This window comes from uncultured Nevskia sp., assembly GCF_903885465.1.
Lineage (GTDB): Bacteria > Pseudomonadota > Gammaproteobacteria > Nevskiales > Nevskiaceae > Nevskia.
In genome coordinates, this window is record NZ_CAISIQ010000281.1 from 1 (window position 1) to 11639 (window position 11639).

Here is an 11639-nt window from a genome sequence, read left to right on the forward strand (position 1 = left end):
GCCGCGCAAGCGGCCTTCTTTTTGCCCGCCCCAACGCGCCCAAATGCGCTCGAAATGCGGGCCGGCAATTTCATTCGGTATCCTTCGGCGATGCGGCAAGCACCGCCCATCCGTGGAGATACCCGATGACCTTCGCTCTTTCCGTGCTCGACCTGGTACCGGTCTGCACCGGCTCGACGCCCGCCGAAGCGCTGCGCCGCAGCGTTGATCTTGCCCGTCTGGCCGAACGCCTTGGCTATGCGCGTTACTGGTTTGCCGAGCACCACGCGCTGGCGAGCGTGGCCAGCAGTGCACCGGAAATTCTCATCGGCCATATCGCCTCGGCCACGAAATCGATCCGTGTCGGCTCCGGCGGGGTGATGCTGCCGAACCATGTGCCGCTGCGGGTCGCGGAAAACTTCCGCACGCTCGAAGCGCTGCATCCTGGCCGTATCGATCTCGGCATCGGCCGTGCGCCGGGTACCAATGGCAATGCCACGCGCGCCTTGCGCGCGGCTGGCGGCGAACATTTTTCGGACCTGATGAACGAACTGCTGCGCTTCGGCGGCGGCGGTTACGGGCCGGGACATCCATACGCGAAAGTCACCGCGATGCCGACCGAGGTGACGCTGCCGCCGATCTGGATCCTCGGCTCCAGCGGCGCCAGTGCTTCATCGGCCGGTTCGGCCGGCTTCGGCTACAGCTTCGCCAGCCACTTCAGCAGAGAGCCGGCAGCACCGGCTTTCGAAGCCTATCGCGCGGCGTTCAAGCCTTCGGAAGCGTTTCCGAAGCCGCACGCCATTCTCGGTGTATCGGTGGTCTGTGCGGAGACCGATGCCCGTGCCGATGAAATCGCACAGTCGATGGATCTGACCTGGCTGCGCATCGGCCGCAACCAGTACCTGCCGATCCCTTCGCCGGCCGAAGCCGCCGCCTACGAGTGGGGCGAGTTCGATCGCCTGGAAGTGCGCCAGCAGCGCGCCCTGAGCATCGTCGGCTCGCCGGGCACGGTGCGGGAGAGGATCGAAGCCATGGTGCGCGACACCGGCGCCAATGAGGTGATGATCGTCAGCAACATCCACAGCCACGCCGATCGCCTGCGTTCCTACGAGTTGCTGACCGCCGCACTCGCACAGCGTGAAGCAGCCTGAGCGGACGCGTTGGCTGGGGCAATCCCGTATATCTGTCCCCGTGTATCTGTCGAACAACCGGAGCCGACGATGTCTGCAAACCGCTGGGGATTGATTCTTGTCGTTGCCTTGCTGGCCGCCGCTGGCGCCTGGTTCAAATGGTTCAAGCCGGTAACGGCCGTGCCGCCGCCGGTGCCGGTGGAAGCGATTGCCGAACCGGCGCCACCGCCGCCGCCGGCGGATTATCCGGTGCCAGAGCCAGCACCCGCAGCGCCGGCGCTGCCGAGCATCGCTGACAGCGACACCGCGTTTCGCGATGCCCTGATCGCCGTGCCCGGCGCGGCGCCGATCGAGGCCTGGTTGATTCCGGACATGCTGATCCGCCGCATCGTCGTCACCATCGATAACCTGCCGCGCGACCGGGTTGCCGTGAAGCTCCGGCCGCTGAAGCCGGTGGCCGGCGAGTTTCTGGTCGACGTCAACAAGATCGGCTACACGATCAGCGCCGACAACGCGACTCGCTACAACTCGGTGGTCAGCCTGTTCCTGGCAATCAGCGATGACGCGCTGGTGGCGCTGTACTTCCGCTGGTATCCGCTGTTCCAGCAGGCGTATCGCGATCTGGGTTATCCGCAAGGCCGGTTCAACAACCGGGTTGTCGAAGTGCTCGACCATCTGATTGCCACGCCGGACATCAGCGAGCCGGTGGCGCTGCTGCGGCCGAAGGTGCATTACGAATTTGCCGAGCCGGCGCAGGAAGACGCTTCCGCCGGCCGCAAGCTGCTCTGGCGCATTGGCCGCGAACATCGCCTGATCACGATCGCCAAGCTGAAAAGCCTGCGAGGAAGGATCGTTGCCGGGGTTGCGGCGCCGGCTCCAGCCGCTACGCCCTAGCGCAGCACGGGCGGCACGCTGTCCCGATTGACTCGGCGCTGTTCGCGGTTGAACACGGCCAGCACGGCCTGGGCCGCGAGGATGATCACGAAGCCGTCGAAGGGAATGCGGAAGCGCAGTTCGCCGAGCGAGATGAACGCGGTCAGCATCAGGCCGAGCAGCGGCGTCAGCAGCAGCCATTCGGCGAGGCTGTCGTCGCGCAGGCGGATCAGTCTCGGTGCGCGGTAGATCAGCCAGGCCAGCGCCAGCGGCAGCAGCAGCCACTGCAGCATCCATTGGTAGGCGCGGCTCCAGTTGCGCTGCCGGTAGACCGCCGCCGGCCAGAAATCCCTGCCGACGAACAGGTCGGCGACATTGCGCAGGCTGAAGCCGACGGCGGCGGCCGGGTCTGCGGCGATGCGGCGATCGAGCTCGGCGACATTGGCGGGCACGTCATAGGCCCCGAAGTTCAGGCGCACCGGCGTGGTGTAGCCGTGCATCGGCGCACTCGGGCTGGTGAACGAGTAGGTGCTGTTGCGTGCCGGGTCGACCCAGACGAACTCCGCGTACTCGCCGGCATGGCCCATCAGCGCGTTCATCCCGGTATTGGTGCTGACCAGGCAGAAGTGCCCTTCGGCCAGCCGCGTGCAGCGCTCGGCAAGCGGCAGCAGCAGGCTGCTCATGCCGATCAGCACACCGGCAGCGAGCGTCAGCACGCCGCGGCGGCGATTGCGGATCAGCCAGACGATGACCACGATGCCGGTCACCGCCACCGGCAGCAGGATCGTCGCCTTCAACGATGCCGCCAGCCCGGCGAGCAGACCGGCCGCGAGCGCCCACAAGGCGGTGCCGACCGCCCGCGAGGCTGCGATCGCCTTGATCAGGCAGGCGTAGGCGGCGATCAGGCAGAAGGTGAACGGGTTTTCGGCGAGGAACAGACCGGCGTAGTGAAATAGCGGCAGATACAGCGTCGTCGCGACCAGTGCCAGCACCGCCACCCGATTGCCGTACAACGCGCGGGCGATGACCCAGACGCCGGCCATCGTGCCCAGCGACAGCAGCCACTGTGCGATCACGGTCAGCCCGGAAGTCGGGTCGAGCTGATGCAACTGGGCGAACAGCATCGAGGTGCCGGGCGGATATAGCGAATCGCCGATGTTCTCCGGCACCCCCGCCACCCGGTTCAGCGCCCGCTGCACGTATCCCTGCATGTCGCTGTAGACGTGCAGGGTCGGCGGATGGAGGACAAGCACATAGACCAGCCGCAGCAGGCCGCCGCCCAGCCAGCAGGCCCAGACGATGGCGCGTTGCGCGCGGCTCAGCGGCAGGAGGGGCTGCATCAAGGCTGGCTTCAATCGTCCGAGGAATCGGCGGGCGGCGTTTCCCGGCGCAGGCCGTCCATCCGTCGTACCGCTTCGGCTCCCGCCGAGGCATCGCGCTGCTTCTCGGCCTTGGTTCTTCCGAACTTGACGCGATTGGCCGCCGCCAGCGCCTCGGCCGCGGCGCGAGCCTTTTGCTTGCGCGCCTTGTTCAGATTGATCAGCTCGGCCACCTGCTTCAGCTCTGGCAGAGCTTCCAAGCCATCGTGCCAATCAGCGCTATCTGGCTCAGGAAGAACGTCGCCCGCGTCATCACCAGCCAGAACGAGGTACCGATGAGGTGGGTGACGGCCTGGGCGATGCGCAGGTATACGACGAAGCAGGCCAGCGGATCGATCACTGTCGCGCTCTTGCCCATCAACGCTCCGATCACCACCACGCCGAGAAACAGCGGGAAATTCTCGACTGCGTTGGCATGTGCGTGCTGCGCGCGAACCAGCACCGGCGGGTCGATCGACGGCTGGTCGCGACCCCATTCATCGGGCCGGCGCTTGCGGGTCAGCACCTGCGGTACTCGTGGCAGTGCATAACTCAGCACCAGCACGATCATAACGGCGATGTACAGCAGCACTGCGGCCAAACCGGTCATCTGAGTTCCCTGAGTTATCAATCAGCTTTCATGGTTGTCGACGAAGCCGCTTGACCGCACCGGTCAACTGCGGACCTCGTCGTCGAGTTCATCGAGTGCGGCCTTGCTGTAGACGGCGAGGCGCTGCAGATGCGGCAGGCCATCGCGACAACCTATGAAACCGAAGTTTAACTGGTCGACATACGAAACCACGGTGATGTTCAGACCGTAGCCGTGCATCGGGATCGACAGCGGGTAATAGGCATCCAGCTTGAAGCCGCGGAAATGCAGGGGCTTGGTCGGCCCCGGCACATTCGAGATTACGAGGTTGAAGGCCGGACGGATGCGGCCGACCGTGCCCGGTATCCGCGCCAGCAGCAGCGGCGCCATCAGCAGCGCGCTGTACTGCATGATGCCGTTGCGGGTCATGCCCTGCAGCTGCGCCTTGGCGGCACTGGTCGAGGCGATGATCGCCTGCAGACGTTCGTAGGGATCGGCGATGTCGGTGGCCAGCGAGGCGATGATCGCGCCGATGGCATTGCCGCCGCCCGGATCGTCCTTCGGCCGGACGTTGACCGGCAGCATCGCAGTCAGCGGCTGCGCGGGCAGGGCATCCAGCTCGCTCAACAGCCGATGCAGCGCCGTTGCGCAGATCGCCAGCACGAGATCGTTGAGGGTGCCGCGGTGGGCCTTGGCAACGCGCTTCAGCCGATCCAGCGAGAACTGCTGGGTCGCGAAGCGGCGGTTGCGGCCGATCTTCTGGTTGAGAATCGATTTCGGCGCCTGCATCGGTGCGACCAGCGCCGGATCGCGCGCCTTCTCCGGCTTGAGCGCGCCGAGGATGGTGTCCTTCAAGACTCGGGTGATGGTCTTCGAGGTATCGAACTGCTCGCGCGCCAAGGTCATCAGTGCTTCCATCGTCGGTACTTTCGGGCTCACGGTCGCCTTGGCGGCGCGAGCCTTGGGGATCACCGAGAAGAACATCGGCGTATCGAATTCGGCGCTGCTGGACGACAGGCTGCTCGACAGCAGCCGGATGCCGGTATAGCCGTCGACCAGCGCGTGATGCACCTTGAAATAGATCGCGAAACGGCCACCTTCCAGGCCTTCGATGAAGTGCACTTCCCAGGGCGGGCGATGGAAATCGAGCCGGTGGCTATGCAGCCGCGACACCAGGATGCCGAGTTCGCGTTCGTCGCCGGGCGAGGGCAGGGCCGAGCGACGGATGTGGTATTCGACGTCGAAATTGTCGTCCTCGACCCAGCCCTGCAACGGATTGGCGAGGCGGTTCGGGTATTTGAGCTTCAGATTCCACGGCGGCTGCGCGACGGCGCTGGCACGCACTTCGTCCATCAGCTTGCGCAGCAGCGATGGGTCGGCATCGTCTGGCGGCGAGAACGGCATCAGCGCGCCGACCTGCATCATGGTGTCGCCGGACTCCCCGGCGAGGAACGTCCAGTCCAGCGGATTAAGGCGCTTCGCGCTCAAGTTCTTTCTCCCCTCTTGTCGGCGAGAGCATGACTGAGTTTACGGTTGTTCACCAGACAGAAAGCGCGTGTACGCGGCGAGAAACTGCTCCGGCACTTCGAACTGCGGCAGGGCGCCGGTCGGGAATTCGGTGAACTGCCAGTTCGGGCGATCGGCGTACCAGGAGGTGCCGCGGTAGTCGACGAAATCACCGCGGATGCCGTGTGACATCCACACCGGCTGGCGCAGGCCGTCGTACAGCGTGTTGACGTCCTTCGAGAACAGCATCGCCGAGACGAAATACAGCGGCGCGTGCTTGGCGCCGGCGGCCTGCGTGGTGAGCTGGTCGTAGGCCCACAGGCCTTCGTCGATCGCCTTGCTGCCCCAGGTGCGTTCGAGGAAATAGCGGATGGTGCCGGGCCGGGTCAGCAGGCCGTAGAGGCCATCGTCCCAGGCTGACCAGCTCAAGGTGCGATACAGCCAGGGCTGGCCGACGACTGAACCCGGCTCGCCGTGACGCGGCTTGCGGCCGCTGAAGCCGGTGGGGCTGACCAGCGCCAGGCTGGCGTAGGCCTCAGGCTGTTCGTTGGCCGCGCGGGCCAGGAACTCGGCCGACAAGGACAGCGCCAGCGCATCGATCGCGACACCGCCATGGCGGGCGCGGATCGCCTGGGTCACGGCGAGTACGGCGTCGGTCATCAGCTGTGGCGTGTAGACGCGATCGCTGCGTTCGGACATGCCGAAGCCCGGCAGATCCAGCGAGTAAACCGGCCGCGTGGCGCGGAAGTGTTCGTGAATCGGCAGCACTTCGTAGGCGCTGCCGGCGGCATTGACGCTGTGGATCAGCAGCAGCGGCCGGGCATCGGCGGCGCCATTGTCCGGGCCGGCGGCGTAGTAGCTGAGCACGCCTGCTTCGGGGGAGACCAGTTCGAGACGCTCGCCCGACACCGGTTGCGGCAAAGCGGGCACCGGCTTCACGGCACCACTCGTGCAAGCGCCGAGGCCGAGCAGCAGGCCGGTGCCAGCCAGCAGGAACAGCTTGCGCATCGCGGGCTCTCGTTCATGGTGGACTGGCAGCGTCGTTCAGCTCTTGACGCCGCCACGTGCGCGTTCGATGCGCTCGTAGGCAGCGGTGATCCGGCGAGTCTTTTCCTCGGCCAGCGCCCGCATGCTTTCCGGCAGGCCCTTGGCGGCCAGCTTGTCCGGGTGGTTTTCGCTCATCAGCTTGCGGTAGGCGCGCTTGACCTCGCCATCGTTGGCCGTCGCCGGCACGCCGAGCACCTGATAGGCGTCATCGAGCGCTGAAGGGCTTTCGCGATCGCGGCCAAAACCACCGCCGCCGCCACCACTTCCGGGGCCGCCACCACGCATCATCGCTTCGAACATCGCGACATCGTGGGCGGACATGCCCAGGCCGCGGGCGATGCGCAGCAGCATCGCGTGCTCGGCTGGGTGGGTCTGGCCGTCGGCGGCGATCGCCGAGACCTGCACCTGCAGGAACAGCTGGCGGAACACCGGCGCGCGTGCGCTGGCGGTGGCGAAGCGGGCGACTTCGGCATCGAGATCGAAGTCCGCTTCCTTGCCGCGATTGAACGCGCGCTTCGCCGCTTCGCGCGCTTCCGGGTTCAGGCGCAACTGATCGAACAGCGCCTCGGCAACGCGGATTTCCTCGCTGCTGACTTGGCCATCGGCCTTGCAGACCGCGCCCATGACCGCGAAGGTGGAGTCGAGGAACTGGGTCTGGACCTGGCCGATCTTGCGCACTGCGGTCCGCAGCAGCAGTCGCCCCACCAGCGGCAACAGCGCCCAGACCAGTAGTGCTCCGAATGCCGCGCCGCGCCAACCGTTTACGGCCAGGCCGATCAGGCCGCCGACAATGATGAAGAATTGCATGGCCCCAGTTTATTGAAGTTGCGCCGATCAGTCTTGGCGCTGTCCATGACAGGCCCGCTTCGCAGCTAGCGGGTCATCCGTTTCAGGGCTTGCAAGGGCGCCCGTGCAAGCGATCGGCGAGCGCGGCTATGCTCCGCCCTCGCATCCCTCGCCAGAACACGAGCCCCTTCCATGACCGTACCGATGACCCGAATCCTTGCCCGGCTGCTGTTCGCCGCCTCCACCCTGTTCGCCACCCAGGCCCATGCCGCCGATGCACCGGCCGCACCGCCGGTGGTCAAGCCGGTGGATCTGGAAAACACCATCTATCTCGATGTGCCGGCTGGCCGCGTGGTCATCGCGCTGCGTCCGGATCTGGCGCCTAAACACGTCGCGCGGATCAAGGAACTGTGCCGCAAGGGTTTCTACGATGGCCTGAAGTTCCATCGCGTGATCGAGGGCTTCATGGCGCAGACCGGAGACCCGGCCGGCGATGGCAGCGGCGGTTCCGGCAAGAATCTGGACGCCGAATTCTCGTCGGCCCACCACGGTCGCGGCGTCGTTTCGATGGCCCGCGCATCTGATCCGAACTCGGCCGACAGCCAGTTCTTCATCATGCTGGACGATGGCGATTTCCTCGATGGCAAGTACACCATCTGGGGTCAGGTAGTCAGCGGCATGGAGTTCATCGACGCCGTCAAGAAGGGTGACCCGCGCAACAACGGCACCGTCACCGGCCCGACCAAGATCATCAAGATGCAGGTCGCGGCGGACGCCGACAAGAAGAAGTAATCGCGCAACGAACTGCGCCGCTCTCTTTCGGGAGCGGCGCAGGTATTGCAGCCGCCCTCAGAACTGGTAACCGACCCGCAGGCTCAGTTCATCGGCGAAGTCGAAGGTCGACAAGCTGTTCTCGTTCGGGCTCGACAGGTGGCCGTTGATGTAGTTGTAGAACATGTCGACGGTCCAGGAACCGCTGGGCTTCCAGCGCACGGCGGGCTGCACCAGGATGCCGCCCTGGGTGTCGTAGAGCACCGATAGATCGGCGCGCCAGACCAGCTGCGCAAACGGTTGCTGCAAGGCAAACACCACGGCGTCATAACCGCCCTTGACGCCCGGCGCGGCCGTCGTCGCCGTACCGCCCTGGCCTTTCAGCGAACGACCAAACAGGTCGCTGGCAGTCTTGTGCAGCCACTGGGCGACCATGTAGGTGGCCGGTATCTCGGTCGAGAAGCGCTGGTATTTCTCCATCACCAGGGCCGTGGTCAGTTCCGATTCGGTCAGGAAATCGCGGCTGAGGCTGGGATTGGTGAAGACCCGGTTTGGCGTGTACAGCGCTTCGAAGTTGACGATCAGCTGATCGAGCAACGAGCCCGGCGTGCTGTTGATGACATAACTCAGGCCACCGCCGAAGTTGTTTTCGGCACGGTATTCCCGAGCGATGTGGCCCCGCAGGCCGGCGTTGTTCTCGCCCACCGCTGCTCCGCCGGCCAGCGCGAAGAAGGTGTCGAGCGTGGCGCTTGCTGCGGCAAAGCCGGACTGCGGTCCGTCAGGGGTGGCAACCGGCACAGCGCCGAGCAGGGCAGCCGCCGGAAACTCATTGATCGCCGCATTGAGGCCGGTGACGCCGTTCAGGCGCGCCATGCCGGCGTAGGTGAACCATTCCTCGGCGGACCAGATGCCGGTGGGGTCGACCTCGAACGCCGTGTCCTGCAGCACCTGACCGGAGCCGACCAGGCCCGGCAGGTCGCGGTTGACGCCGGATTTGGTCCAGCGGAACACGCCGTCCGGGTTGTAGCGGCGCACGGCGATCGCCTGTACGCCGACATCGCCGATGTCGCCTTTCAGGCGCAGGCCGTAGCTGATCTTGTTGTCGAAGTCGCCATAGCGGTCATGCACCGTGAAGGCCGATGGAATGACGTTGTAGGCGGTATTCGGATTGCCATAGACGGTAGGCTGGAACTTCTGCACGTAGGCATCGGCCAGCCAGTTGTCGGCGAACTGGTAGGAGGCGCGCACTGCGAGCGCCGGCACGCGTTTGTCGGAGAACTCCTCGGATGCGAAATCGAGCACCGAATGACGGCGCAGATCGAGGCCATCCGGCACGTCGAGCACCCGGAAGAAGATGGCCTGACCCCAGGCGATCTGCTGATTGCCGATGCGGACGTCGAGCGGGCCGCGGTTGTAGTCGATGAACAGCGCCGGGAAGGTGATCAGATACTCGCGGCCGCTCCATTCCAGCGGGTTCGGATGATTCTTGCCTTCCGCTTCGAAGCGGAAATAGTTCGGCTTGCCGTACAGCTTGCCGACCGCCATCGAGTTGAACTCGTGCGGGTCGTACTCGTTGTAGAGCGCCGGATCGAAGATGCCGGACATCTTCGCCTGCAGGGACAGATTGCTGGTGAACTTGATGTCGGCTTCGAGCCGGGTCCGCAGGATCGCCAGATTGACGCTGCCATCTTGCTGCGGACCGGCACGGGTGGTGGTGTCATTGATCGGAACCGGGCCGCCGTTGGCGTCGGTCAGCACGTAGAAGCGCTTGGTTTCGCGACCGTTGTACAGCCAGCCTTGCTGGTTGTAGGGATTGTCGTCGCCGCTGGTGCTGATCGCGGTTTCCTGACGGACGAAACCGCCAAACGAGAAACTGAATCCCGGCTTGCCGAGGATGCCCTGAGTGTCGGCGTCGCTACTGCTGCTGGTGCCGGCGGCAGTGGAATCGCTGGAATTCTCGCTGGCCGGCGGAGCCGCATCGTCGGCGTAGGGCGGTGGCGTTTCGGGCGGCGTGGCGGCCGCACCGTCTTCTGCAGCCTGGACATTGACGGACAGCAACAGCAACGACCCCGCACACCACAGCACAGGTTTTCTCGAACGCACTTGATCATCCCTCCCGGTTTTCTGACGGGTTATCCGAAACGGATACCTCGTTCTGGCTCTGCACGACCTCGAGCCCGGTGGGGCGCTGCGACATTTGCTCTGTAACACCGGATCGATGCCGTCGACTTGCAAACTGCAGCCACGGGGTGAACCTAGAAAACGGCTGGCGGCGCGGTAATACCCGATCGTGTAGGCCGCACTGCGGCAAGAAATGCTGCAGCTTGCATCGGCGGGATTGACCCACGTGGCCGTAAGCCTTTTCCGGCAAGGGTTCCAGCGTTATCCGCGGCTGGCTTTACAGGGCGCAGCATGCGCCGCCGGCCACGATGGGCAGGAGATGAACGGTGCGGCAGAGCCCGCGAACGGTAGGCTGCTTTCAGCGAGCCGGCGGTGGCGTCCGCGTGCCGAGGTAGACACCGAAGGCGGCGACGAAGAAGCCGAGGATCTCGAGTCGGGTCAGCACTTCGCCGAGCACGAAGTGACCCATGATCGCGCCGACCGCCGGCACCAGATAGAACAGCGCCGCTACCTGGGTCGCAGCGCCATTGCGGATCAAAAGGAACAGCAGCGCGAAGCCGCCGACCGAGTTGACCAGCACGATCCAGGCAGTGGACAGCCAGAACGTCTGGCTGCCATCGGCATGCAGGCCTTCGAGACCCCAGGCCAGCGGCAGCAGTGCGAGGCTGGCGGCGGTGTTCTGGATCGCCAGGCCGGCGCGCAGATCGATCGCCGAGCCGTAGCGCTTCTGGTACAGCGTGCCGCAGGAAATGCCGAGCAGGCCGAGCAGCAGCGCGCCGATCGACCAGACGTCGGCGCGAGCGCCGACCAGACTTTCGCCAATCACCAGCCAGACGCCGGTGAAGCCGACCAGCAGGCCCAGCCATTGCTGCTTGCCGATGCGCTCACCGAGCAGCAGCGAGAATCCGGAGACTGCCAGCGGCATCGCGCCGATCACCAGCGCCGACAGGCTGGCACTGGCACCAAGCCGCATCGCGCCGTAGACACCGCCGAACTGCAGTGCCAGTTGCAGCAGGCCGACGACGGCGCTGTGCGCAGCGGCGCGATGTCCTGGCCAGCGCACTTTCGCGATCAATGCCAGCACACCGAAGATCACCGCCGCGCAGGCGAAGCGCAGGCACAGCGCCGTGAACGGGCCGCTGTGGCCAACCACGATCTTCGCGGTGGGATAGCCGGTGCACCAGATCAGCACGAAGCTCAAGCCCATGACCGGGCCCAGCCAGCGGGCGCGTGACGGCGTGGTGGGGACAGCGTTCATCGACACAGGGCACTCGGCAAGAACGGGCGGGGCGGCGAAGGATAAGCGAGCGGATAAACTGCGGCATGCCTGTCCTTGATCCCTCCACCCGATTTCGCTGGTCTCCTTCTCCCGTTCACGGGGGAGCTGTTGGCCGAACAGAGGAGTGCCATTGGGCACTCCGATGTAAGCCGACGGCGGGATGGGGGCGTTGGACAGTAGCGCTCACTTCAACCGCCCCC

At 65.4% G+C, this 11639-nt stretch carries 11 protein-coding genes; 3 read left to right on the plus strand and 8 right to left on the minus strand.

Going from position 1 to position 11639, the window contains the following annotated elements; all coding sequences use genetic code 11:
- The first annotated feature begins 125 nt into the window (after positions 1-125).
- Positions 126-1130 carry an LLM class flavin-dependent oxidoreductase gene (locus tag QZY06_RS10530; RefSeq protein WP_295683841.1) on the plus strand — a complete coding sequence of 335 codons (1005 nt, stop codon included), beginning with the start codon at positions 126-128 and terminating at the stop codon, positions 1128-1130.
- 69 nt (positions 1131-1199) lie between these two features.
- Positions 1200-2003, plus strand: coding sequence for a DUF3014 domain-containing protein (locus tag QZY06_RS10535; protein WP_295683844.1), 804 nt, complete (start codon positions 1200-1202; stop codon positions 2001-2003).
- Here the strand turns inward: QZY06_RS10535 and QZY06_RS10540 are convergent.
- The 6 genes from QZY06_RS10540 to djlA form a co-directional block, all read right to left on the minus strand.
- Entirely contained in the window at positions 2000-3325 is a 1326-nt protein-coding gene (locus tag QZY06_RS10540; protein WP_367275613.1) for a glycosyltransferase family 39 protein, read from the minus strand. The two genes, QZY06_RS10535 and QZY06_RS10540, sit on opposite strands and share 4 nt — an antisense overlap.
- Before the next feature lie 8 nt (positions 3326-3333).
- Entirely contained in the window at positions 3334-3561 is a 228-nt protein-coding gene (locus QZY06_RS10545; RefSeq protein ID WP_295683847.1) for a DUF4169 family protein, read from the minus strand.
- A complete protein-coding gene (locus tag QZY06_RS10550; protein WP_295683848.1) occupies positions 3540-3950 on the minus strand; it encodes an MAPEG family protein in 411 nt (136 codons plus the stop codon). Before QZY06_RS10550 ends, QZY06_RS10545 begins: the two co-directional genes overlap by 22 nt.
- A gap of 63 nt (positions 3951-4013) precedes the next feature.
- Positions 4014-5417, minus strand: coding sequence for a wax ester/triacylglycerol synthase family O-acyltransferase (locus QZY06_RS10555; RefSeq protein WP_295683850.1), 1404 nt, complete (start codon positions 5415-5417; stop codon positions 4014-4016).
- A gap of 39 nt (positions 5418-5456) precedes the next feature.
- Positions 5457-6443: an alpha/beta hydrolase gene (locus QZY06_RS10560; RefSeq protein ID WP_295683853.1), complete on the minus strand. Its 987-nt coding sequence runs from the start codon at positions 6441-6443 to the stop codon at positions 5457-5459.
- Between the two features lie 36 nt (positions 6444-6479).
- The gene (gene djlA / locus QZY06_RS10565; protein ID WP_295683855.1) at positions 6480-7289 is read right to left on the minus strand and encodes a co-chaperone DjlA; all 810 of its coding nucleotides are present in this window, start codon (positions 7287-7289) and stop codon (positions 6480-6482) included.
- Positions 7290-7460: 171 nt separating this feature from the next.
- Between djlA and QZY06_RS10570 the strand changes: the two genes are divergently transcribed.
- Positions 7461-8060, plus strand: a complete 600-nt coding sequence (locus QZY06_RS10570; RefSeq protein WP_295683858.1) for a peptidylprolyl isomerase — start codon at positions 7461-7463, stop codon at positions 8058-8060.
- 57 nt (positions 8061-8117) lie between these two features.
- Here QZY06_RS10570 and QZY06_RS10575 read toward each other — a convergent pair whose 3' ends face one another.
- Positions 8118-10103 carry a DUF1302 family protein gene (locus QZY06_RS10575; RefSeq protein ID WP_295683860.1) on the minus strand — a complete coding sequence of 662 codons (1986 nt, stop codon included), beginning with the start codon at positions 10101-10103 and terminating at the stop codon, positions 8118-8120.
- Positions 10104-10518: 415 nt separating this feature from the next.
- Positions 10519-11418 (minus strand): DMT family transporter, encoded by a 900-nt coding sequence (locus QZY06_RS10580; RefSeq protein ID WP_295683862.1) that lies wholly within the window; start codon positions 11416-11418, stop codon positions 10519-10521.
- Positions 11419-11639: the final 221 nt, after the last annotated feature.

Excerpts from the sequence above, each read along its gene's own strand:
- QZY06_RS10530 (WP_295683841.1), top strand. The coding sequence starts at position 126 with ATGACCTTCGCTCTTTCCGTGCTCGACCTGGTACCGGTCTGCACCGGC.
- QZY06_RS10535 (WP_295683844.1), top strand. The coding sequence starts at position 1,200 with ATGTCTGCAAACCGCTGGGGATTGATTCTTGTCGTTGCCTTGCTGGCC.
- QZY06_RS10550 (WP_295683848.1), bottom strand. The coding sequence starts at position 3,950 with ATGACCGGTTTGGCCGCAGTGCTGCTGTACATCGCCGTTATGATCGTG.
- QZY06_RS10560 (WP_295683853.1), bottom strand. The coding sequence starts at position 6,443 with ATGCGCAAGCTGTTCCTGCTGGCTGGCACCGGCCTGCTGCTCGGCCTC.
- djlA (WP_295683855.1), bottom strand. The coding sequence starts at position 7,289 with ATGCAATTCTTCATCATTGTCGGCGGCCTGATCGGCCTGGCCGTAAAC.
- QZY06_RS10570 (WP_295683858.1), top strand. The coding sequence starts at position 7,461 with ATGACCGTACCGATGACCCGAATCCTTGCCCGGCTGCTGTTCGCCGCC.
- QZY06_RS10580 (WP_295683862.1), bottom strand. The coding sequence starts at position 11,418 with ATGAACGCTGTCCCCACCACGCCGTCACGCGCCCGCTGGCTGGGCCCG.